Raw genomic sequence first — 21,788 nt, forward strand, 5'->3', positions numbered from 1 at the left:
GAGCCAGCGATGTTCCGCCGCACCTTCTGGTTCAGCACGGGCGTCGCCGCCGGTGTGTGGGCCACCACCAAGGTCAACCGCAAGCTCAAGCAGCTGACCCCCGAGAGCCTCGCGAAGACCGCCGGGAACAAGGCGATCGAGGCGGGCCACCGCATCAAGGACCGGGCCGTGGGCTTCGCGCTCGACGTCCGGGACAACATGGCGGCGCGGGAGGCCGAGCTCGGCGAGGCACTCGGCATCAACGAGAACCCGGAACTCCCGGCGCCCCGGCGGCACGCCGCCATCGAGAACCGCACCAACCCGACGTACGTCGAGGGTTCGACGTACCCGACGTACCCGTACAACCGGAATGAGGACCACTGATGGAGTCGGCTGAGATTCGCCGCCGCTGGTTGAGCTTCTTCGAGGAGCGCGGTCACACCGTCGTCCCTTCGGCGTCGCTCATCGCGGACGACCCGACTCTGCTCCTCGTCCCGGCCGGCATGGTCCCCTTCAAGCCCTACTTCCTCGGTGAGGTCAAGCCGCCCTTCGCCCGCGCCACCAGCGTGCAGAAGTGCGTGCGCACGCCGGACATCGAAGAGGTCGGCAAGACCACCCGGCACGGCACGTTCTTCCAGATGTGCGGCAACTTCTCCTTCGGCGACTACTTCAAGGAAGGCGCCATCAAGCTCGCCTGGGAGCTGCTCACCAGCGCCCAGGACAAGGGCGGTTACGGTCTCGACCCCGAGCGTCTGTGGATCACCGTCTACAAGGACGACGACGAGGCCGAGCGCATCTGGCACGAGGTCGTCGGTGTGCCGAAGGAGCGCATCCAGCGCCTCGGCATGAAGGACAACTACTGGTCCATGGGCGTCCCCGGCCCCTGCGGCCCCTGCTCCGAGATCAACTACGACCGCGGCCCCGAGTTCGGCGCCGAGGGCGGCCCCGCCGTCAACGACGAGCGGTACGTGGAGATCTGGAACCTCGTCTTCATGCAGTACGAGCGGGGCGAGGGCATCGGCAAGGACAACTTCGAGATCCTCGGCGAACTGCCCAGCAAGAACATCGACACCGGCCTCGGCCTCGAGCGCCTCGCCATGATTCTGCAGGGCGTGCAGAACATGTACGAGATCGACACCTCGATGGCCGTCATCGACAAAGCCACCGAGCTGACCGGCGTCCGCTACGGCGACGCCCAGGCCTCGGACGTCTCCCTGCGCGTGGTCACCGACCACATGCGCACCTCCGTCATGCTCATCGGAGACGGCGTCACCCCCGGCAACGAGGGCCGCGGCTACGTGCTGCGCCGCATCATGCGCCGCGCCATCCGCAACATGCGCCTGCTCGGCGCCACCGGTCCGGTCGTCAAGGACCTGATCGACACCGTGATCGAGATGATGGGCCGGCAGTACCCCGAGCTCGTCACCGACCGCGAGCGCATCGAGAAGGTGGCCCTCGCCGAGGAGAACGCCTTCCTCAAGACGCTGAAGGCCGGCACCAACATCCTGGACACGGCCGTCACCGACACCAAGGCCGCCGGCGGCACCGTCCTGCCCGGCGACAAGGCCTTCCTGCTCCACGACACCTGGGGCTTCCCGATCGACCTCACCCTGGAGATGGCCGCCGAGCAGGGCCTTTCCGTGGACGAGGACGGCTTCCGCCGCCTGATGAAGGAGCAGCGGGAGCGCGCCAAGGCCGACGCCCAGGCCAAGAAGACCGGGCACGCCGGCGCCGGTGCCTACCGTGAGATCGCCGACCAGGCCGGTGCCACCGACTTCATCGGCTACACCGACACCGAGTCCGAGTCCACGATCGTCGGCATCCTCGTCGACGGCGCCTCCTCCCCGGCCGCCACCGAGGGCGACGAGGTCGAGATCGTCCTCGACCGCACGCCCTTCTACGCCGAGGGCGGTGGCCAGATCGGCGACACCGGCCGTATCAAGGTCGACACCGGTGCCGTGATCGAGATTCGCGACTGCCAGAAGCCGGTCCCCGGGGTCTACGTCCACAAGGGCGTCGTCCAGGTCGGCGAGGTCACCGTCGGTGCCAAGGCCCATGCCGCCATCGACGACCGCCGCCGCAAGGCCATCGCCCGGGCCCACTCGGCCACCCACCTGACCCACCAGGCGCTGCGCGACGCCCTCGGTCCGACGGCCGCCCAGGCCGGTTCGGAGAACCAGCCCGGCCGCTTCCGCTTCGACTTCGGCTCGCCGTCCGCCGTCCCGACGGCCGTGATGACCGACGTCGAGCAGAAGATCAACGAGGTGCTCGCCCGCGACCTCGACGTCCGCGCCGACGTCATGGGCATCGACGAGGCCAAGAAGCAGGGCGCCATCGCCGAGTTCGGCGAGAAGTACGGCGAGCGCGTCCGTGTGGTGACCATCGGCGACTTCTCCAAGGAGCTGTGCGGCGGCACCCACGTGCACAACACCGCCCAGTTGGGCCTGGTGAAGCTGCTCGGCGAGTCCTCCATCGGCTCGGGCGTGCGGCGCATCGAGGCCCTGGTCGGCGTGGACGCCTACAACTTCCTCGCCCGGGAGCACACCGTCGTCGCCCAGCTCCAGGAGCTGATCAAGGGCCGCCCGGAGGAGCTCCCGGAGAAGGTCTCCGCCATGCTCGGCAAGCTGAAGGACGCCGAGAAGGAGATCGAGAAGTTCCGCGCCGAGAAGGTGCTCCAGGCCGCCGCCGGTCTCGCCGAGTCCGCCAAGGACGTGCGGGGCGTCGCCGTCGTGACCGGCCAGGTCCCGGACGGCACCACCGCCGACGACCTGCGCAAGCTGGTCCTCGACGTGCGCGGGCGCATCCAGGGCGGCCGGGCCGCCGTCGTCGCCCTGTTCACGGTGGTGAACGGCAAGCCGCTCACGGTGATCGCCACCAACGAGGCCGCCCGCGAGCGCGGTCTGAAGGCCGGCGAACTGGTCCGCGCGGCCGCCAAGACCCTCGGCGGCGGTGGTGGCGGCAAGCCGGACGTCGCCCAGGGCGGCGGCCAGAACCCGGCCGCCGTCGGTGACGCCGTGGACGCCGTCGAGCGCCTCGTCGCCGAGACGGCCAAGTAGGGGACGGGTCGGACAGCATGCGCAGAGGACGTCGGCTCGCGATCGACGTCGGGGACGCCCGCATCGGGGTCGCCTCGTGCGACCCCGACGGGATCCTCGCCACCCCGGTGGAGACGGTCCCCGGGCGGGACGTCCCGGCAGCCCGGCGACGGCTGGGGCAGCTCGTCGAGGAGTACGAGCCCATCGAGGTCGTGATCGGTCTGCCCCGCTCCCTCAAGGGCGGCGAAGGCCCTGCCGCGGTCAAGGTCCGGGGCTTCGCCCAGGAGCTGGCCCGGATGATCGCCCCGGTGCCGGTGAGGCTCGTCGACGAGCGGATGACGACGGTGACGGCCAGTCAGGGACTGCGCGCCTCGGGCGTGAAGTCCAAGAAGGGCCGGTCCGTCATCGACCAGGCGGCAGCCGTGATCATCCTCCAGCAGGCCCTCGAATCCGAACGGGTGTCAGGCAAGGCACCCGGCGAAGGCGTCGAAGTGGTCATCTGATCGCGATACGGTAACGTTCCGCGCGATGCGGCGGCGTTCGAACAGCCGCCGCACAGCAAGAGGCGGGACGGGAGCCGGGCCGGAAGCCGCGTGACCGCCGCCTCGCGGCTCTAGGGGATCGATGACTGAGTATGGCCGGGGCCAAGGCTCCGAACCGTGGCATCCGGAGGACCCGTTGTACGGGGACGGCGGATACGGCGGCCCGCAGGCCCAGCAGGGTCACCCGTCCCCCTACGGAGGCCAGCCGCAGCACTACCCGCAGCAGCCGCAGCAGGGCGACTGGGGCAGCGGCGAGTACCCCGGCTACGGCCAGGCGCACCAGCAGTACCCCTACGACCAGCAGCAGTACGCGGCACAGGCGCACGGACACCAGCAGTATCCCGGTCAGGGCCAGCCGCAGGACCCGTACCACCAGCAGCCCTACGGCAACGGCGGCTGGGACACCGGCGCCCAGCAGCAGGTCTCGTACCCGGGTGATCCGTACGGGCAGCAGAGCGGCGCCTACGGGACGGGCCCGCAGGAGTCCTACGGCACCCCCGACGCCTACCCGCCCTCCGCGCAGCCGGCCCCGCAAGGCACCGGGCGGAGCCCGGAACCCGAGGCCGAGACGGACTGGGACCCCGGCCCCGACCAGGGTGAACACGCCTTCTTCGCGGGCGGGGACCCCGAGGACGACGCCGACGACGCTGACGATCCGCGGGACCGGCGTGGCGGAGGCGACAAGCGCGGACGCGGCGGCAAGCCGAAGAAGCGCCGCAACGGCATGGCCTGCCTGCTGGTCGTCGTGATCCTCGGCGGCGGCGTGGCCGGTGCCGGCTACTTCGGTTACCAGTTCTACCAGGATCGTTTCGGCGACGCCCCGGACTACGCGGGCGACGGAACCGGCCAGAAAGTGTCCGTCGAGATCCCCGAGGGCGCGAACGGCTACGCGATCGGCCGGGCGCTGAAAGCCGCCGGGGTCGTCAAGAGCGTCGACGCCTTCGTCTCGGCCCAGGCCTCCGACCCCGAGGGCCGCAACATCCAGGCCGGCGTCTACACGATGCGGAAGCAGATGTCGGCCGCCAGCGCGGTCGAACTGATGCTGAGCCCCGAGAGCCGCGACAACCTGATCATCGCCGAGGGCAGGCGCAACGCCGACATCTACCGCCTCATCGACAAGCGGCTGGAGGTCGAGGCGGGCACCACGGCCGCGGTCGCCAAGAAGGACTTCCGCAAGCTCGGTCTGCCCGCCTGGGCGCAGAACCACCCCCAGGTCAAGGACCCGCTGGAAGGGTTCCTCTACCCCTCCAGCTACGGCGTGACCGAAGGGCAGAAGCCCGCGGACGTGCTGAAGAAGATGGTCGCGCGGGCCACCGAGACCTACGACAAGCTCGGCGTCGAGAAGAAGGCCGCGAGTCTCGGGCTCGAGGACCCGTGGCAGCTGATCACGGTCGCGAGCCTGGTCCAGGCCGAGGGCACCAGCCACGACGACTTCCGCAAGATGGCCGAGGTCGTCTACAACCGCATGAAGCCCGGCAACCCCCAGACCAACGGGATGCTCGAGTTCGACTCCACCTACAACTACATCAAGAACCAGAGCAAGATCGACCTCAGCCTGAGCGAGCTGCGGAACTACGACAACCCCTACAACACCTACTTCCACAAGGGCCTGCCGCCGGGGCCCATCGACAACCCGGGCGAGGACGCGCTCAAGGGCGCCCTCGATCCGACCGACGACGGCTGGTACTACTTCATCTCGCTCGACGGCAAGACCAGCGAGTTCACGAAGACCAACGCCGAACACCAGAAGCTGGTCGACAAGTTCAACGCCTCGCGCAACAACTGAGGACCCCTCCATGGCCGCACCCCGCCGGGCCGCCGTACTCGGCTCCCCGATCGCCCACTCGCTCTCCCCGGTCCTGCACCGCACCGCCTACCGGGAACTGGGCCTGGACGGCTGGACGTACGACCGGTTCGAGGTCGACGAGGCCGGGCTGCCCGCGTTCTTCGAGACGCTGGGGCACGAATGGGCCGGGTTGTCGCTGACCATGCCGCTCAAGCGGGCCGTGATCCCGCTGCTCGACCGGATCAGCGACACCGCGGCCTCGGTCGACGCCGTCAACACCGTCGTCGTCACGGAGGACGGCCGCCGCACCGGCGACAACACGGACATCCCCGGCATGGTCGCCGCCCTGCGCGAGCACGGCATCGAGCAGGCCGACTCCGCCGCGATCCTCGGCGCGGGCGCCACCGCCTCGTCCGCGCTCGCCGCTGCGTCCCGGATCTGCCCGGGCGAGATCACCGTGTACGTGCGCAGCGAGGCCCGGGCCGCCGAGATGCGGCAGTGGGCCGAGCGGCTGCAGGTCACCGTGCGCATCGCCGACTGGGCGGACGCCGAGCAGGCCCTGCGCGCCCCCCTGGTGATCAGCACCACGCCCACCGGTGTCACCGACGCCCTCGCCCGGTCGGTGCCGGAACGGCCCGCGGCCCTCTTCGACGTCCTCTACGACCCCTGGCCGACCGACCTCGCCGCCCGCTGGTCGGCGTACGGCGGAGCCGTCGTCAGCGGTCTCGACCTGCTGGTGCACCAGGCGGTGCTCCAGGTCGAGCAGATGACGGGACTCGCCCCCGCGCCCCTGGACGCCATGCGAAAAGCAGGCGAGCGGGCGCTCGCGGGCCGCTAAGATCCGCTCTCGTTCCGCAGGGGGCGGAACAAGGGGAGGGGAACGTCCGTCATGTCCGCAAGCCTGCCGCAGGCGTCCGCGAAGTCCGAGATATTCGAGGCCGTGCTGGGCTTCCTGCCCGACTGGGTGCAGTTCACGGTGCTCGCCGTGATCGTGCTCGCCCTCGTGGCGTCCTGGGCCGTCAAGATCAAGCGCAAGATCGCCTACCGCCGTGCCGTCCGCGCCGGCCGGCCGGTGCACGCCGCCGCGCAGTACGGGCAGGGGCGCGGCGCCGACCACCTGGGGCAGTACGCGCCGCAGCAGACACCCGCGCCGCCCCAGCAGGGATCCGGCGCCGACTTCCTGGGGGCCTACGCCCCGCAGCGCCACCAGGGCGACAGCGCGTCCGCCTGATGGACCGGCGGCCGGACACCGGGCCCGGGCGTGGGAGGATCGGAGGTGGCGGACCGGAGCCGCGCAGCCGGTCAGGCCGTCGCCGTACGCGAGGACGTGCGTACGCAAGGCAGTACCAGGGCGCGAGCACTGAGGAGCACCGTTGAGCAGGTTGCGCTGGCTGACCGCGGGGGAGTCCCACGGTCCCGCACTCGTCGCGACGCTGGAGGGCCTTCCCGCCGGCGTGCCGATCACCACGGACATGGTGGCGGACCATCTCGCGAGGCGCCGCCTGGGCTATGGGCGCGGTGCGCGGATGAAGTTCGAGCGGGACGAGGTCACCTTCCTCGGCGGTGTCCGGCACGGCCTCACCCTCGGCTCCCCGGTGGCGGTCATGGTGGGTAACACCGAGTGGCCCAAGTGGGAGCAGGTCATGGCGGCCGACCCGGTCGACCCGGAGGTGCTGGCGGGTCTCGCCCGCAACGCGCCGCTGACCCGTCCCCGGCCCGGTCACGCCGACCTGGCGGGTATGCAGAAGTACGGCTTCGACGAGGCGCGGCCGATCCTGGAGCGCGCCTCGGCGCGGGAGACCGCGGCCCGGGTGGCGCTGGGCGCGGTGGCCCGCTCCTACCTGAAGGAGACCACCGGGGTCGAGATCGTCTCCCACGTGGTGGAGCTGGCTTCGGCGAAGGCGCCCAAGGGCGTCTACCCGACGCCGGCCGACGTGGAGCGGCTGGACGCCGACCCGGTGCGCTGCCTGGACGCGGACGCGTCGAAGGCGATGGTCGCCGAGATCGACCAGGCCCACAAGGACGGCGACACCCTGGGCGGTGTGGTGGAGATCCTGGCCTACGGCGTGCCCGTCGGCCTCGGTTCGCACGTGCACTGGGACCGCAAGCTGGACGCCCGCCTGGCCGGCGCGCTCATGGGCATCCAGGCCATCAAGGGCGTCGAGGTCGGCGACGGCTTCGAACTGGCGCGGGTGCCGGGTTCGCAGGCGCACGACGAGATCGTGAACACCGGCGAGGGCATCCGGCGCACCTCGGGCCGTTCCGGTGGCACCGAGGGCGGACTGACCACCGGTGAGCTGCTGCGGGTGCGGGCGGCGATGAAGCCGATCGCGACCGTCCCGCGTGCCCTGCAGACCGTGGACGTCACCACGGGCGAGGCCGCCCAGGCCCACCACCAGCGCTCGGACGTCTCCGCCGTCCCGGCGGCCGGAATCGTGGCCGAGGCCATGGTGGCTCTGGTCCTGGCCGACGCGGTGGCGGAGAAGTTCGGCGGCGACTCGGTGACCGAGACCCGCCGCAACGTCACCGCGTACCTCGACCACCTCGCCATCCGATGAGCGGGCCGCTGGTCGTGCTGGTCGGTCCGATGGGCGTGGGCAAGTCCACCGTCGGGCGGCTGCTGGCCGGGCGGCTCGACGTCGCCTACCGGGACACCGACGACGACATCGTCGCCGGGCAGGGCCGGACCATCGCCGAGATCTTCGTCGACGAGGGCGAGGCCGCCTTCCGGACGCTGGAGAAGGCGGCCGTGCGGCGTGCCGTCGCCGAGCACGACGGCGTGCTCGCGCTGGGCGGCGGCGCGATCCTCGACGAGGACACGCGCGCGCTGCTCGCCGGGCAGCGCGTGGCGTACCTGTCGATGGACGTCGAGGAGGCCGTCAAGCGCACCGGCCTCAACACGGCCCGCCCGCTGCTCGCGGTCAACCCGCGCAAGCAGTGGCGCGAGCTGATGGAGGCCCGCCGGCACCTCTACGAGGAGGTCGCCACCGCCGTGATCGCCACGGACGGCCGTACGCCCGAAGAGGTCACCGAAGCCGCCCTGGACGCACTGGAGTTGAAGAAGGCATGAGCGAGGCAGTCACCCGCATCCAGGTCGCCGGCACCGCGGGCACCGAACCCTACGAGGTCCTGGTGGGCCGTCAGCTGCTGGACGAACTCGGCGGGCTGATCGGCGACCGGGCCAAGCGGGTCGCGGTCATCCACCCCGAGGCGCTCGCCGAGACCGGCGACGCCCTGCGGGCCGACCTCGCCGGGCAGGGCTACGAGGCCGTCGCCATCCAGGTGCCCAACGCCGAGGAGGCCAAGACCGCCGAGGTCGCCGCCTACTGCTGGAAGGCGCTCGGCCAGTCCGGCTTCACGCGCACCGATGTCGTCGTGGGCGTCGGCGGCGGCGCCACCACGGACCTGGCCGGGTTCGTGGCCGCCACCTGGCTGCGCGGGGTCCGCTGGATCGCGGTCCCGACGACCGTGCTGGCCATGGTCGACGCGGCCGTCGGCGGCAAGACCGGGATCAACACCGCCGAGGGCAAGAACCTCGTCGGCGCCTTCCACCCGCCCGCCGGCGTCCTGTGCGACCTGGCCGCGCTGGAGTCGCTGTCCGTCAACGACTACGTCTCCGGGCTCGCCGAGGTCATCAAGGCCGGCTTCATCGCCGACCCCGTGATCCTCGACCTCGTCGAGTCCGACCCGGAGGCCGCCCGCACCCCGGCCGGACCGCACACCGCCGAGCTGATCGAGCGCTCCATCCGGGTCAAGGCCGACGTGGTCTCCTCGGACCTGAAGGAGTCGGGCCTGCGGGAGATCCTCAACTACGGCCACACGCTCGGCCACGCCATCGAGAAGAACGAGCGCTACAAGTGGCGCCACGGCGCGGCCGTCTCGGTCGGCATGCACTTCGCCGCCGAACTGGGCCGCCTCGCGGGCCGGCTGGACGACGCGACGGCCGACCGGCACCGCACGATCCTCGAAGCGGTCGGGCTGCCCCTGCACTACCGCTACGACCAGTGGCCCAAGCTGCTGGAGACCATGAAGGTCGACAAGAAGTCCCGTGGCGACCTGCTGCGCTTCATCGTCCTCGACGGGCTGGCCAAGCCCACCGTCCTGGAAGGACCCGACCCGGCCGTCCTGCTCGCCGCGTACGGCGAAGTGGGCCAGTAAGTCCTCCGGCGCGCCCTTCCGCCCCGAAGCGCCTTGCGCGTCCGGGCACTTCGGACCGCCCCCGGCCGTTCACACAGGGACGACCGGGGGCGGTACCGTTCGGTAGCAGCGGGTACCGCCCCCGCTGTCAGCGCCTATCGCCTGTACGAGACGGAGTGGCACCGGATGCAGCACGCAGTGGGTTCTCCGCTGCCGCCGCCCCATCAGCCGGGGCACGGACCGGCCGTCGGCTGGTCCCCGGCCGCACATCACCCGGGGCCGCAGCACCCCGGCGCGCAGCAGGGCCCCGCGCCCGTACCCCCGCCGCCCCCGGCGCCGGGGTACCCTGCCGCGCCGCCTCCTGGACCGGCCGCGCCGCCTCCTGGACCGGCCGCGCCGCCCCCGCAGGCCTCCGCGCCGGTGGCGCCCGAGACGACCGGCCATGTGCGGCTGCCGCCGGGCGGGCCCGTCGCCGTGCCGAGCGCCCCGCCCGCCGCGGCGGCCCCCGACCCGGCGGGCACGACCCTCGCGGTGCTGCTGATCGGCCCGGCGGGCGCGGGCAAGACCAGCGTCGCCAAGTACTGGGCGGACCACCGCCGGGTCCCCACGGCGCACATCAGCCTCGACGACGTGCGCGAATGGGTCCGCTCCGGCTTCGCCGACCCGCAGTCCGGGTGGAACGACAACTCCGAGGCCCAGTACCGTCTCGCCCGCCGCACCTGCGGATTCGCCGCGCGCAACTTCCTGGCCAACGGCATCTCGTGCATCCTCGACGACGCCGTCTTCCCCGACCGTCCGGTCGTCGGTCTCGGCGGCTGGAAGCGCCACGTCGGCCCGGGCCTGCTGCCCGTCGTGCTCCTGCCCGGGCTGGACATCGTCCTGGAACGCAACGCGGAGCGCTCCGGCAACCGCCGCCTGTCGGACGAGGAGGTCGCCCGCATCCACGGGCGCATGGCCGGCTGGTACGGATCGGGCCTGCCGATCATCGACAACTCCCAGCTGGACGTGCCGGAGACGGCCCGCGTGCTGGACGAGGTCCTGGCCAGGTCCATAGCGAGCCCGCCCCAGTGGTAGCGCCACCCCGGGGCGGCGGGGACGTGCGGGCGGCACCCGCCGGGCTGCCCCACTCGGCCTCTCCCGAACGGCGCCCGGCGCACGAAGCTCATACGCTCGGGTCATGTCAGAGGTGTACGCGGCCCGCCGGACGCGTCTGAGGGAAATCTGCAACGCGGGCGGCAGCGCGGCGGCGCTCGTCTCCCGCCCCGCCAACGTGCGCTACCTCGCGGGCGCCGCCCCGCCCGGCGCCGCCCTGCTGCTGGGGCGGACCCCGCAGGAGGACCTCCTGGTCTGCGCCGGCCCGACGGCCGACCGCCCCACCCAGGAGCGCCCCGACGAGGCGCTGCGCGTGCGGACCCTGCCGGGAGCCGCCCCGGGCGATCCGGCCGTCGCCGCGGCCGGCGTCGCCGCGGAGCACGGCACCGACTCGCTCGCCGTCGAGGAGCACCACCTCACCGTGGCCCGGCACCGGGCCCTCGGCTCGGTCACCCCCGCCCTGCGCCTGGCCGACCTCGGCGGCGCGGTCGAGCAGCTCCGGGTCGTCAAGGACGAGGAGGAGATCTCCTCCATCCGCATCGCCGCGGAGATCGCCGACCAGGCCCTCGGCGAACTGCTGGAGTCCATCCTCGTCGGCCGCACCGAGCGCCACCTCGCCCTCGAGCTGGAAAGGCGCCTGGTCGACCACGGGGCGGACGGTCCTGCCTTCCCCACCTCCGTGGGCACCGGCCCCAACTCGGGCCGCCCGGGCCACCGGCCCACCGACCGCCGGGTGGAGGAGGGTGACTTCCTCTCCGTCTGCCTCGGCGCGACGTACCGCGGCTACCGGTGCGAGATCGGCCGCACGTTCGTGATCGGCACCGCGCCCGCCGACTGGCAGATCGAGCTGTACGACCTGGTCTTCGCAGCCCAGCGAGCCGGCCGGGAGAGCCTCGTACCCGGCGCCGCCTGCCGGGACGTGGACCGCGTGGCCCGCCAGGTCCTGGACTCCGCCGGGTACTCGGAGGGCCTCACGGCCCTCACCGGACACGGCGTGGGGCTCGAAATCGACGAGGACCCTCAATTGAGTCCCGCGGCCATGGGTAAACTGGACGCTTGCGTGCCGGTCACCGTCGAACCTGGGGTCCACCTCCCGGGCCGGGGTGGTGTCCGGATCGATGACACGCTCGTCGTCCGCCCCGAGGCGGACGGCGGACCCGAGCTACTCACCATCACGACCAAGGAGCTGCTCGCCCTGTAGGCAGGTGCGTGCCCCGGGGTCGTACGTCAGTCCAGGAGATTCCGCAACCGTGGCTTCCACGAACGACCTCAAGAACGGCATGGTGCTCAAGCTCGAAGGCGGCCAGCTCTGGTCCGTCGTCGAGTTCCAGCACGTCAAGCCCGGCAAGGGCCCGGCCTTCGTGCGCACCAAGCTCAAGAACGTGCTCTCCGGCAAGGTCGTCGACAAGACCTTCAATGCCGGCGTCAAGGTCGAAACGGCCACCGTCGACAAGCGGGACATGCAGTTCTCCTACATGGACGGCGACTACTTCGTCTTCATGGACATGGAGACGTACGACCAGCTGCACGTCGACCGCAAGGCCGTCGGCGACGCCGCCAACTTCCTGATCGAGGGCTTCACCGCCACGGTCGCCCAGCACGAGGGCGAGGTGCTCTTCGTCGAGCTGCCCGCCGCCGTCGAGCTGACCGTGCAGGAGACCGAGCCGGGCGTCCAGGGCGACCGCTCCACCGGTGGCACCAAGCCCGCCACCCTGGAGACCGGCCACCAGATCCAGGTCCCCCTCTTCATCACCACCGGTGAGAAGATCAAGGTCGACACCCGCTCCAGCGACTACCTCGGCCGGGTGAACAGCTAACCGTGGCTGCCCGCAACACGGCCCGTAAGCGCGCCTTCCAGATCCTCTTCGAGGGTGATCAGCGTGGCGCCGACGTCCTGACGGTCCTCGCGGACTGGGTGCGCCTGTCCCGGGCGGACACCCGGCAGCCGCCGGTCAGCGAGTACACGATGGAGCTCGTCGAGGGCTACGCCGAGCACGCCAGGCGCATCGACGAGCTGATCGCCCAGTACGCGGTGGGCTGGACGCTCGACCGCATGCCGGTCGTCGACCGCAACATCCTGCGGCTCGGCGCCTACGAGCTGATCTGGGTCGACGGGACCCCGGACGCCGTCGTGCTCGACGAGATGGTGCAGCTGGCGAAGGAGTTCTCGACGGACGAGTCGCCCTCGTTCGTCAACGGCCTCCTCGGCCGGCTGAAGGAGCTCAAGCCGTCGCTCCGCCGCGACGAGGTCTGAGGACCGACCACACACGCCGGAGGGCCCGCAGCGGTGACGCTGCGGGCCCTCCGGCTTCCCCTGCCCGTCCCGTCTCGTCCCGGACGGCTCCGCGGCCCCGTACGACACCGCCGGGGTGGCCGTGAACCCTACGGTTCCGGCCACCCCGGCGGCACGTTTCTGCTGTGGTCGGGTTCGCCGCCCCGTGGAGGGGTCAGGCGTCCTCGTGGGTCGCCACGGCACGGCGCGCGTCCGCGTCCAGCACGCCCCAGCTGATCAGCTGCTCGGTGAGGACCGAGGGGGACTGGTCGTAGATGACGGCGAGTGTGCGCAGGTCGTCCTGGCGGATCGAGAGCACCTTGCCGTTGTAGTCACCGCGCTGGGACTGGATCGTGGCCGCGTAGCGCTGCAGCGGGCCCGCCTTCTCGGCGGGGACCGTGGCCAGCCGCTCCAGGTCGAGGACCAGCTTGGGCGGCGGCTCGGCAGCGCCGCCCGGGGTGGTGCCCGGCAGCAGCTCCTGCACCGGAACGCCGTAGAAATCCGCCAGCTCGGCAAGACGCTGCACGGTCACGGCACGGTCGCCGCGCTCGTACGAACCGACCACGACCGCCTTCCAGCGGCCCTGGGACTTCTCCTCGACACCGTGGAGGGAAAGGCCCTGCTGGGTGCGGATCGCCCGGAGCTTGGCCCCGAGCTGTTTGGCGTATTCGCTGGACATATAGCTCCCCGGCACTGTGTCGACGCGTCTGGCGTGGGTGCCAGCCCGCGCGGCTGGTAACTCACTGTGAGGTTACGCAGCGTTACTCTGCCGCGTCAAGCCGAATGGTCCGCACCGACTCTTCCGTGGTAGCGGCCGTGCATTGCGCCGGATGGGTGATCCATGGGGGCCGTTCGGGTGACCGTGGGGACCTGCTACCGTGGATGGCGCAATCCCGACGTCCTTTAAGGTCCGTCCCGTGAGGCGGAGAAGGAGGTCCGTTTCGTATGGACACGCACGACTCGCAGTCCGATGCCCGGCCCGTTCTGGAGGGGCCCGACATCGCACGGGTGCTGACCCGTATCGCCCACGAGATCGTCGAACGCGCCAAGGGCGCCGACGACGTGGTGCTCCTCGGCATTCCGACCCGGGGCGTCTTCCTCGCCCGCCGGCTCGCCGACAAGCTCGAGCAGATCACCGAGCGCAAGGTTCCGTGCGGCTCGCTCGACATCACCATGTACCGCGACGACCTGCGCATGCACCCGCCGCGTGCGCTGGCCCGCACCGAGATCCCCGGTGACGGCCTGGACGGCAAGCTGGTCGTCCTCGTCGACGACGTGCTCTTCTCCGGCCGCACGATCCGCGCCGCCCTCGACGCCCTGAACGACATCGGGCGCCCGCGCGCGGTGCAGCTGGCCGTCCTCGTCGACCGCGGCCACCGCGAACTGCCCATCCGCGCCGACTACGTCGGCAAGAACCTCCCCACGTCGTTGCGGGAGACGGTCAAGGTCCAGCTCGCCGAGGAGGACGGTCGCGACACCGTGCTGCTCGGTGCCAAGCCGGCCGCCCAGTAGCACTCCAGGCGTACGCCGCCGTCGTACGCCGGCTCAGTGCGCGCGCCCGCGCGCCCGTCTGCCCCGAACCTCCCGTTGTGAACTGCCTTACGGAGCCTGACAGATGCAGCGTCATCTCATCTCGGCCGCCGATCTCACCCGCGACGACGCCGTCCTGATCCTCGACACCGCCGAGGAGATGGCCCGGGTCGCCGACCGGCCGATCAAGAAGCTGCCGACCCTGCGCGGCCGCACGATCGTCAACCTCTTCTTCGAGGACTCCACCCGGACCCGGATCTCCTTCGAGGCCGCCGAGAAGCGGCTGTCCGCGGACGTCATCAACTTCACCGCCAAGGGCTCCAGCGTCTCCAAGGGCGAGTCCCTGAAGGACACCGCCCAGACCCTGGAGGCCATGGGCGTCGACGCCGTGGTCATCCGGCACGGCGCCTCCGGAGCCCCCTACCGCCTGGCGAACTCCGGCTGGATCGACGCCGCCGTCGTCAACGCCGGCGACGGCACCCACCAGCACCCCACCCAGGCCCTGCTGGACGCCTTCACGATGCGCCGCCGCCTCATCGGGCCCGACGCCGGGCTCGGCCAGGACCTCGCGGGCAAGCGCATCACCATCGTCGGCGACGTGCTGCACAGCCGGGTCGCCCGGTCCAACGTCGACCTGCTGCACACCCTCGGCGCCGAGGTCACCCTCGTCGCCCCGCCGACCCTGCTGCCCGTCGGCATCGGCACCTGGCCCTGCGAGGTCTCCTACGACCTCGACAGCACCCTGACCAAGTCGGACGCGGTGATGATGCTGCGCGTCCAGCGCGAGCGCATGAACGCCGCCTTCTTCCCCACCGAGCGGGAGTACTCGCGGCGCTACGGACTCGACGGCGACCGCATGGCGCGGATGCCCGAGCACGCCATCGTGATGCACCCCGGCCCGATGGTCCGCGGCATGGAGATCACCGCCGAGGTCGCCGACTCCGACCGCTGCACCGTCGTCGAACAGGTCGCAAACGGAGTGTCCATCCGGATGGCCGTCCTGTACCTGCTGCTCGGTGGCAACGAACCCGCCGTCACCCGCCCGCCCGTCTCCCACCACCACCCTTCCAACGAGCGCTCCGCGCACACCCCCTCTGCGGCCGAGGAGAAGTAAGACAGATGAGCAAGATCCTGATCCGTGGTGCGAAGGTGCTCGGCGGCGCCCCCCAGGACGTCCTGATCGACGGCGCCACCGTCGCCGAGGTGGGGACCGGCCTGAGCGCCGAGGGTGCGGAGGTCGTCGAGGCGGAGGGCAAGGTGCTGCTGCCCGGCCTGGTCGACCTGCACACCCATCTGCGCGAGCCCGGCCGCGAGGACTCCGAGACCGTCCTCACCGGCACCCGCGCCGCCGCCTCCGGCGGTTTCACCACCGTCTTCGCCATGGCCAACACCTTCCCGGTCGCCGACACCGCCGGCGTCGTCGAGCAGGTCTGGCGGCTCGGCAGGGAGCACGGCTACTGCGACGTGCAGCCGATCGGCGCCGTCACCGTCGGCCTGGAGGGCAGGAAGCTCGCCGAGCTGGGCGCCATGCACGAGTCGGCCGCCGGCGTCACCGTCTTCTCCGACGACGGCAAGTGCGTCCACGACGCCGTGATCATGCGCCGGGCCCTGGAGTACGTGAAGGCCTTCGGCGGTGTCGTCGCCCAGCACGCGCAGGAGCCGCGGCTGACCGAGGGCGCCGAGATGAACGAGGGCGTCGTCTCCGCCGAGCTGGGTCTCGGCGGCTGGCCCGCGGTGGCCGAGGAGTCGATCATCGCCCGGGACGTCCTGCTCGCCGACCACGTCGGCTCCCGCGTCCACATCTGCCACCTGTCGACCGCCGGGTCCGTCGAGATCGTCCGCTGGGCCAAGTCCCGCGGCATCGCCGTGACGGCCGAGGTCACCCCGCACCACCTGCTCCTCACGGATGAGCTGGTGCGCACCTACAACCCCGTCTACAAGGTCAACCCGCCGCTGCGCACCGAGCGCGACGTGATGGCCCTGCGCGAGGCGCTCGCCGACGGCACGATCGACATCGTCGCCACCGACCACGCCCCGCACCCGCACGAGGACAAGGACTGCGAGTGGGCCGCGGCCGCCATGGGCATGGTCGGCCTGGAGACCGCGCTGTCAGTGGTGCAGGAGACCATGGTCGACACGGGCCTGCTGGACTGGGCCGGCGTCGCCGACCGGATGTCCGTCAAGCCCGCGCAGATCGGACAGGCCACCGGCCACGGACGTCCCGTCTCGGCAGGTGAGCCCGCCAACCTCACCCTGGTCGACACGGCATACCGTGGGCTCGTGGAACCCGCGGGCTTCGCCTCGCGCAGCCGCAACACCCCCTACGAGGGGCGTGAGCTGCCGGGCCGTGTGACGCACACGTGGCTGCGGGGCAAGGCCACGCTCGTCGACGGGAAGCTCACGTGACACCTGTACTCCTGCTGGCCGCCGAGAAGGAATCGGCGCAAGTGACCGACTGGGCCGCCCGCATCGGCTGGGTCGTCGGCCTCGCCCTGTTCGTCGCGCTCGTCTACTGGCTGATGCGCGAGGGCTGGAAGTGGCGCGGCACCCTCCAGGGCGACCTGCCCGAGCTGCCCGCCGCCCCGGACGCGCCGGGTCCGGCGCGCCTGACCATGACCGGCCGCTACCACGGCTCCACCACCGCCGGGCAGTGGCTCGACCGCATCGTCGCCCGGGGCCTGGGCGCCCGCAGCCGCGCCGAGCTGACGCTGACGGACGCCGGCCTGGACGTCGTACGCCCCGGGGCGAGCGACTTCTTCGTGCCCGTGGCCCAGCTGCGCGAGGCCCGGCTCGACAAGGGCATCGCCGGCAAGGTGCTCACCGAGGGCGGCCTGCTCGTGGTCACCTGGGAGCACGGGGACCGGCTGATCGACTCCGGCTTCCGCTCCGACCACGCGGCCGAGCACAACGAGTGGGCCGACACCATCAACTCCATGATCGAGAAGAACACCAGGGAAGGCGCCGAACGATGACCACCTCCACCAGGGGAGCCAGAACTCCCGCCGTGCTCGTCCTGGAGGACGGCCGGATCTTCCGGGGCCGCGCCTACGGGGCCGTGGGGGAGACCTTCGGCGAAGCGGTGTTCTCGACCGGCATGACCGGCTACCAGGAGACCCTCACCGACCCCTCCTACCACCGCCAGGTCGTGGTGATGACCGCCCCGCACGTCGGCAACACCGGCGTGAACGACGAGGACGCCGAGTCCCGGCGCATCTGGGTCTCCGGCTACGTCGTGCGCGACCCCGCGCGCGTGCCGTCGAGCTGGCGCTCCCGGCGCACCCTCGACGAGGAGCTGGACGCGCAGGGCGTCGTCGGGATCTCCGGCGTCGACACCCGCGCCCTCACCCGCCACCTGCGCGAGCGCGGCGCCATGCGCGTCGGCATCTTCAGCGGCGACGCCGTGCGGGACGACGCGACGCTCCTCGCGCGCGTCAAGGAGGCCCCGCAGATGAAGGGCGCCGACCTCTCCGCGGAGGTCGCCACCACCGAGGCGTACGTCGTCGCGGCCCAGGGCGAGAAGAAGTTCACCGTGGCCGCCGTGGACCTCGGCATCAAGGGCATGACCCCGTACCGCATGGCCGAGCGCGGCATCGAGGTGCACGTCCTGCCGGCCACCGCGAGCGTCGAGGACGTCTACGCCGTGAACCCGGACGGCGTGTTCTTCTCCAACGGCCCGGGCGACCCGGCCACCGCCGACCACCCCGTGTCCGTCATGCGGGGCGTCCTGGAGCGCGGCACCCCGCTGTTCGGCATCTGCTTCGGCAACCAGATCCTCGGCCGCGCCCTCGGCTTCGGCACCTACAAGCTGAAGTACGGCCACCGCGGCATCAACCAGCCCGTCCAGGACCGCACGACCGGCAAGGTCGAGGTCACCGCGCACAACCACGGCTTCGCCGTCGACGCCCCGCTCGACGAGGTCGCCGACACCCCGTTCGGCCGTGCCGAGGTGTCGCACGTCTGCCTGAACGACAACGTGGTGGAGGGGCTCCAGCTCCTCGACCGCCCCGCCTTCAGCGTCCAGTACCACCCCGAAGCGGCAGCGGGCCCGCATGACGCCGCCTACCTGTTCGACCGCTTCGTCTCCCTGATGGAGGGCCAGCGTGCCTAAGCGCACCGATATCCAGTCCGTCCTGGTCATCGGCTCCGGCCCGATCGTCATCGGCCAGGCCGCCGAGTTCGACTACTCCGGCACCCAGGCGTGCCGCGTGCTGAAGTCCGAGGGCCTGCGGGTCATCCTCGTGAACTCCAACCCGGCGACGATCATGACCGACCCGGAGATCGCCGACGCCACCTACGTCGAGCCGATCACCCCCGAGTTCGTCGAGAAGATCATCGCCAAGGAGCGGCCCGACGCGCTGCTGCCCACCCTGGGCGGCCAGACGGCCCTGAACACCGCGATCTCGCTCCACGAGAACGGCGTCCTCGACAAGCACGGCGTCGAGCTGATCGGCGCCAACGTCGAGGCCATCCACAAGGGCGAGGACCGCGACCAGTTCAAGGTGGTCGTGGAGGAGGTCCGCAAGAAGATCGGCCACGGCGAGTCCGCCCGGTCCTACATCTGCCACTCCATGGACGACGTCCTCAAGGGCGTCGAGGAGCTCGGCGGCTACCCGGTCGTGGTCCGTCCCTCCTTCACCATGGGCGGCGCCGGCTCCGGCTTCGCCCACGACGAGGAGGAGCTGCGCCGCATCGCGGGCACCGGCCTCACCCTCTCGCCGACCACCGAGGTGCTCCTGGAGGAGTCCATCCTCGGCTGGAAGGAGTACGAGCTGGAGCTGATGCGCGACAAGCACGACAACGTGGTGGTCGTCTGCTCCATCGAGAACTTCGACCCGATGGGCGTGCACACCGGCGACTCCATCACCGTCGCCCCGGCGATGACCCTCACCGACCGCGAGTACCAGATCCTGCGCGACATCGGCATCGCCGTGATCCGCGAGGTCGGCGTCGACACCGGCGGCTGCAACATCCAGTTCGCGGTGAACCCCGAGGACGGCCGGGTCATCGTCATCGAGATGAACCCGCGCGTGTCCCGCTCCTCGGCCCTCGCCTCCAAGGCGACCGGCTTCCCGATCGCCAAGATCGCGGCCAAGCTCGCCGTCGGCTACACGCTGGACGAGATCCCCAACGACATCACGCAGGAGACCCCGGCCTCCTTCGAGCCCACGCTCGACTACGTGGTCGTCAAGGCTCCCCGGTTCGCCTTCGAGAAGTTCCCCAGCGCCGACTCCACCCTCACGACCACCATGAAGTCGGTCGGCGAGGCCATGGCCATCGGCCGCAACTTCACCGAGGCCTTCCAGAAGGCCCTGCGCTCCCTGGAGAAGAAGGGCAGCCAGTTCACCTTCGTCGGCGAGCCCGGCGACAAGACGCAGCTCCTGGAGCAGGCGGTCCGGCCGACCGACGGGCGCATCAACACCGTCATGCAGGCCATCCGCGCGGGCGCCACGCCCGAGGAGGTCTTCGACTACACGAAGATCGACCCGTGGTTCGTCGACCAGCTCTTCCTGATCAAGGAGATCGCCGACGAGCTGGCCGAGGCGCCCGAGCTGACCGCCGACCTGCTGGCCGAGGCCAAGCGGCACGGCTTCTCCGACACGCAGATCGGCGAGATCCGCGGCCTGCGCGAGGACGTCGTCCGCGAGGTCCGGCACGCGCTCGGCATCCGCCCGGTGTACAAGACGGTCGACACCTGCGCCGCCGAGTTCGCCGCGAAGACGCCGTACTTCTACTCCTCCTACGACGAGGAGAGCGAGGTCGCGCCGCGCGAGAAGCCGGCCGTCATCATCCTGGGCTCCGGCCCGAACCGCATCGGCCAGGGCATCGAGTTCGACTACTCCTGCGTCCACGCCTCCTTCGCCCTGAGCGACGCGGGCTACGAGACGGTGATGGTCAACTGCAACCCGGAGACCGTCTCCACCGACTACGACACCTCCGACCGCCTGTACTTCGAGCCGCTCACGCTCGAGGACGTCCTGGAGATCGTGCACGCCGAGCGGCAGGCCGGACCGGTCGCGGGCGTCGTCGTCCAGCTCGGCGGCCAGACCCCGCTGGGGCTGTCGCAGGCGCTGAAGGACAACGGCGTGCCGATCGTCGGCACCTCCCCGGAGGCCATCCACGCCGCCGAGGACCGCGGCGCCTTCGGCCGGGTCCTCGCCGAGGCGGGCCTGCCCGCCCCGAAGCACGGCACGGCCACCACCTTCGCCGAGGCCAAGGCCATCGCCGACGAGATCGGCTACCCGGTCCTGGTGCGCCCCTCCTACGTCCTCGGCGGGCGCGGCATGGAGATCGTCTACGACGAGACGCGCCTGGAGGCGTACATCGCCGAGTCGACCGAGATCAGCCCGTCCCGGCCGGTCCTGGTCGACCGGTTCCTCGACGACGCCATCGAGATCGACGTCGACGCCCTCTACGACGGCGAGGAGCTGTACCTCGGCGGCGTCATGGAGCACATCGAGGAGGCCGGCATCCACTCCGGCGACTCGGCGTGCGCCCTGCCCCCGATCACCCTCGGCGGCTTCGACATCAAGCGCCTGCGGGCCTCCACCGAGGCCATCGCCAAGGGCGTGGGCGTGCGCGGCCTGATCAACATCCAGTTCGCGATGGCCGGCGACATCCTCTACGTGCTGGAGGCCAACCCGCGCGCCTCGCGCACCGTCCCCTTCACCTCGAAGGCGACGGCGGTGCCGCTGGCGAAGGCCGCCGCCCGCATCTCGCTGGGCGCCACCGTCGCCGAGCTGCGCGCCGAGGGCCTGCTCCCGGCCACCGGCGACGGCGGGGAGCTGCCGTTGGACGCGCCGATCTCCGTCAAGGAGGCCGTCATGCCGTGGTCGCGCTTCCGCGACATCCACGGCCGCGGCGTCGACACGGTGCTCGGCCCGGAGATGCGCTCCACCGGCGAGGTCATGGGCATCGACTCCGTCTTCGGCACGGCGTACGCCAAGTCGCAGGCCGGCGCCTACGGGCCGCTGCCCACCAAGGGCCGCGCGTTCATCTCCGTCGCCAACCGCGACAAGCGCTCGATGATCTTCCCGGCCCGCGAGCTCGTCGCGCACGGCTTCGAGCTGCTCGCCACCTCCGGCACCGCCGAGGTCCTCAAGCGCAACGGCATCAACGCCACGGTCGTGCGCAAGCAGTCCGAGGGCACCGGCCCGAACGGCGAGAAGACCATCGTCCAGCTCATCCACGACGGCGAGGTCGACCTCATCGTCAACACCCCGTACGGCACGGGCGGCCGCCTCGACGGCTACGACATCCGCACGGCGGCGGTGGCCCGCTCGGTGCCCTGCCTGACGACGGTCCAGGCGCTGGCGGCGGCGGTGCAGGGCATCGACGCCCTCAACCGCGGCGACGTGGGCGTCCGCTCGCTCCAGGAACACGCGGAACACCTGACCGCGGCCCGCGACTAGCAGCCC

At 71.3% G+C, this 21,788-nt stretch carries 20 protein-coding genes; 19 read left to right on the forward strand and 1 reads right to left on the reverse strand.

The features are described from left to right. Positions 1-9: 9 nt before the first annotated feature. The 13 genes from ACZ4M5_RS20045 (at position 10) to nusB (ending at position 12,825) form a co-directional block, all read left to right on the forward strand. Positions 10-363 carry a hypothetical protein gene (locus tag ACZ4M5_RS20045; protein WP_467738565.1) on the forward strand — a complete coding sequence of 118 codons (354 nt, stop codon included), beginning with the start codon at positions 10-12 and terminating at the stop codon, positions 361-363. Next, positions 363-3,035 carry an alanine--tRNA ligase gene (gene alaS, locus ACZ4M5_RS20050; protein WP_467738567.1) on the forward strand — a complete coding sequence of 891 codons (2,673 nt, stop codon included), beginning with the start codon at positions 363-365 and terminating at the stop codon, positions 3,033-3,035. Before ACZ4M5_RS20045 ends, alaS begins: the two co-directional genes overlap by 1 nt. Positions 3,036-3,052: 17 nt before the next feature. After that, positions 3,053-3,517 (forward strand): Holliday junction resolvase RuvX, encoded by a 465-nt coding sequence (ruvX, locus tag ACZ4M5_RS20055; RefSeq protein ID WP_467738569.1) that lies wholly within the window; start codon positions 3,053-3,055, stop codon positions 3,515-3,517. 121 nt (positions 3,518-3,638) lie between these two features. Further along, positions 3,639-5,342: an endolytic transglycosylase MltG gene (gene mltG, locus ACZ4M5_RS20060; RefSeq protein WP_467738571.1), complete on the forward strand. Its 1,704-nt coding sequence runs from the start codon at positions 3,639-3,641 to the stop codon at positions 5,340-5,342. 10 nt (positions 5,343-5,352) lie between these two features. Next, a complete protein-coding gene (locus ACZ4M5_RS20065; RefSeq protein WP_467738573.1) occupies positions 5,353-6,180 on the forward strand; it encodes a shikimate dehydrogenase in 828 nt (275 codons plus the stop codon). 51 nt (positions 6,181-6,231) lie between these two features. Then, a complete protein-coding gene (locus ACZ4M5_RS20070; RefSeq protein ID WP_467738575.1) occupies positions 6,232-6,573 on the forward strand; it encodes a hypothetical protein in 342 nt (113 codons plus the stop codon). Positions 6,574-6,715: 142 nt separating this feature from the next. Then, complete coding sequence (aroC, locus tag ACZ4M5_RS20075; protein WP_467738577.1) at positions 6,716-7,900, forward strand: chorismate synthase; 1,185 nt, start codon at positions 6,716-6,718, stop codon at positions 7,898-7,900. Next, on the forward strand, positions 7,897-8,412 hold the full coding sequence (locus tag ACZ4M5_RS20080) for a shikimate kinase (RefSeq protein ID WP_467738579.1): 516 nt from the start codon (positions 7,897-7,899) through the stop codon (positions 8,410-8,412). The genes aroC and ACZ4M5_RS20080 overlap by 4 nt, the downstream gene beginning before the upstream one ends. Further along, positions 8,409-9,500: a 3-dehydroquinate synthase gene (gene aroB, locus ACZ4M5_RS20085; protein WP_467738581.1), complete on the forward strand. Its 1,092-nt coding sequence runs from the start codon at positions 8,409-8,411 to the stop codon at positions 9,498-9,500. The genes ACZ4M5_RS20080 and aroB overlap by 4 nt, the downstream gene beginning before the upstream one ends. A gap of 165 nt (positions 9,501-9,665) precedes the next feature. Next, entirely contained in the window at positions 9,666-10,553 is an 888-nt protein-coding gene (locus ACZ4M5_RS20090; protein WP_467738583.1) for a Pro-rich N-terminal domain-containing protein, read from the forward strand. Positions 10,554-10,656: 103 nt separating this feature from the next. Continuing rightward, complete coding sequence (locus tag ACZ4M5_RS20095) at positions 10,657-11,772, forward strand: M24 family metallopeptidase (protein ID WP_467738585.1); 1,116 nt, start codon at positions 10,657-10,659, stop codon at positions 11,770-11,772. Between the two features lie 49 nt (positions 11,773-11,821). Then, positions 11,822-12,388, forward strand: a complete 567-nt coding sequence (efp, locus tag ACZ4M5_RS20100) for an elongation factor P (protein WP_383509690.1) — start codon at positions 11,822-11,824, stop codon at positions 12,386-12,388. A gap of 2 nt (positions 12,389-12,390) precedes the next feature. Further along, positions 12,391-12,825 carry a transcription antitermination factor NusB gene (gene nusB, locus ACZ4M5_RS20105; protein ID WP_467738588.1) on the forward strand — a complete coding sequence of 145 codons (435 nt, stop codon included), beginning with the start codon at positions 12,391-12,393 and terminating at the stop codon, positions 12,823-12,825. A gap of 193 nt (positions 12,826-13,018) precedes the next feature. On the opposite strand, the gene bldD is transcribed toward nusB, so the two are convergent. Then, positions 13,019-13,522, reverse strand: coding sequence for a transcriptional regulator BldD (bldD, locus tag ACZ4M5_RS20110; protein ID WP_020938842.1), 504 nt, complete (start codon positions 13,520-13,522; stop codon positions 13,019-13,021). A gap of 266 nt (positions 13,523-13,788) precedes the next feature. Between bldD and pyrR the strand changes: the two genes are divergently transcribed. From pyrR to carB, 6 genes are all read left to right on the forward strand, one after another. Beyond that, positions 13,789-14,355 carry a bifunctional pyr operon transcriptional regulator/uracil phosphoribosyltransferase PyrR gene (gene pyrR, locus ACZ4M5_RS20115; protein ID WP_467738591.1) on the forward strand — a complete coding sequence of 189 codons (567 nt, stop codon included), beginning with the start codon at positions 13,789-13,791 and terminating at the stop codon, positions 14,353-14,355. Positions 14,356-14,458: 103 nt separating this feature from the next. Further along, entirely contained in the window at positions 14,459-15,487 is a 1,029-nt protein-coding gene (locus ACZ4M5_RS20120; RefSeq protein WP_467738593.1) for an aspartate carbamoyltransferase catalytic subunit, read from the forward strand. 5 nt (positions 15,488-15,492) lie between these two features. Further along, positions 15,493-16,779: a dihydroorotase gene (locus tag ACZ4M5_RS20125; protein ID WP_467738595.1), complete on the forward strand. Its 1,287-nt coding sequence runs from the start codon at positions 15,493-15,495 to the stop codon at positions 16,777-16,779. Then, a complete protein-coding gene (locus ACZ4M5_RS20130) occupies positions 16,776-17,345 on the forward strand; it encodes a PH-like domain-containing protein (protein ID WP_467738597.1) in 570 nt (189 codons plus the stop codon). Before ACZ4M5_RS20125 ends, ACZ4M5_RS20130 begins: the two co-directional genes overlap by 4 nt. Continuing rightward, complete coding sequence (gene carA, locus ACZ4M5_RS20135; RefSeq protein ID WP_467738599.1) at positions 17,342-18,481, forward strand: glutamine-hydrolyzing carbamoyl-phosphate synthase small subunit; 1,140 nt, start codon at positions 17,342-17,344, stop codon at positions 18,479-18,481. Before ACZ4M5_RS20130 ends, carA begins: the two co-directional genes overlap by 4 nt. After that, complete coding sequence (gene carB, locus ACZ4M5_RS20140; RefSeq protein WP_467738601.1) at positions 18,474-21,782, forward strand: carbamoyl-phosphate synthase large subunit; 3,309 nt, start codon at positions 18,474-18,476, stop codon at positions 21,780-21,782. The genes carA and carB overlap by 8 nt, the downstream gene beginning before the upstream one ends. Positions 21,783-21,788 lie beyond the last annotated feature (6 nt).

The sequence above is a fragment of the Streptomyces sp. NPDC026246 genome (assembly GCF_055567995.1).

Coding starts and splice junctions, on each gene's coding strand:
- ACZ4M5_RS20045 (WP_467738565.1), top strand. CDS start 10: ATGTTCCGCCGCACCTTCTGGTTCAGCACGGGCGTCGCCGCCGGTGTG.
- alaS (WP_467738567.1), top strand. CDS start 363: ATGGAGTCGGCTGAGATTCGCCGCCGCTGGTTGAGCTTCTTCGAGGAG.
- ruvX (WP_467738569.1), top strand. CDS start 3,053: ATGCGCAGAGGACGTCGGCTCGCGATCGACGTCGGGGACGCCCGCATC.
- mltG (WP_467738571.1), top strand. CDS start 3,639: ATGACTGAGTATGGCCGGGGCCAAGGCTCCGAACCGTGGCATCCGGAG.
- ACZ4M5_RS20065 (WP_467738573.1), top strand. CDS start 5,353: ATGGCCGCACCCCGCCGGGCCGCCGTACTCGGCTCCCCGATCGCCCAC.
- ACZ4M5_RS20070 (WP_467738575.1), top strand. CDS start 6,232: ATGTCCGCAAGCCTGCCGCAGGCGTCCGCGAAGTCCGAGATATTCGAG.
- ACZ4M5_RS20080 (WP_467738579.1), top strand. CDS start 7,897: ATGAGCGGGCCGCTGGTCGTGCTGGTCGGTCCGATGGGCGTGGGCAAG.
- aroB (WP_467738581.1), top strand. CDS start 8,409: ATGAGCGAGGCAGTCACCCGCATCCAGGTCGCCGGCACCGCGGGCACC.
- ACZ4M5_RS20090 (WP_467738583.1), top strand. CDS start 9,666: ATGCAGCACGCAGTGGGTTCTCCGCTGCCGCCGCCCCATCAGCCGGGG.
- ACZ4M5_RS20095 (WP_467738585.1), top strand. CDS start 10,657: ATGTCAGAGGTGTACGCGGCCCGCCGGACGCGTCTGAGGGAAATCTGC.
- bldD (WP_020938842.1), bottom strand. CDS start 13,522: ATGTCCAGCGAATACGCCAAACAGCTCGGGGCCAAGCTCCGGGCGATC.
- pyrR (WP_467738591.1), top strand. CDS start 13,789: ATGGACACGCACGACTCGCAGTCCGATGCCCGGCCCGTTCTGGAGGGG.
- ACZ4M5_RS20120 (WP_467738593.1), top strand. CDS start 14,459: ATGCAGCGTCATCTCATCTCGGCCGCCGATCTCACCCGCGACGACGCC.
- ACZ4M5_RS20125 (WP_467738595.1), top strand. CDS start 15,493: ATGAGCAAGATCCTGATCCGTGGTGCGAAGGTGCTCGGCGGCGCCCCC.
- carA (WP_467738599.1), top strand. CDS start 17,342: ATGACCACCTCCACCAGGGGAGCCAGAACTCCCGCCGTGCTCGTCCTG.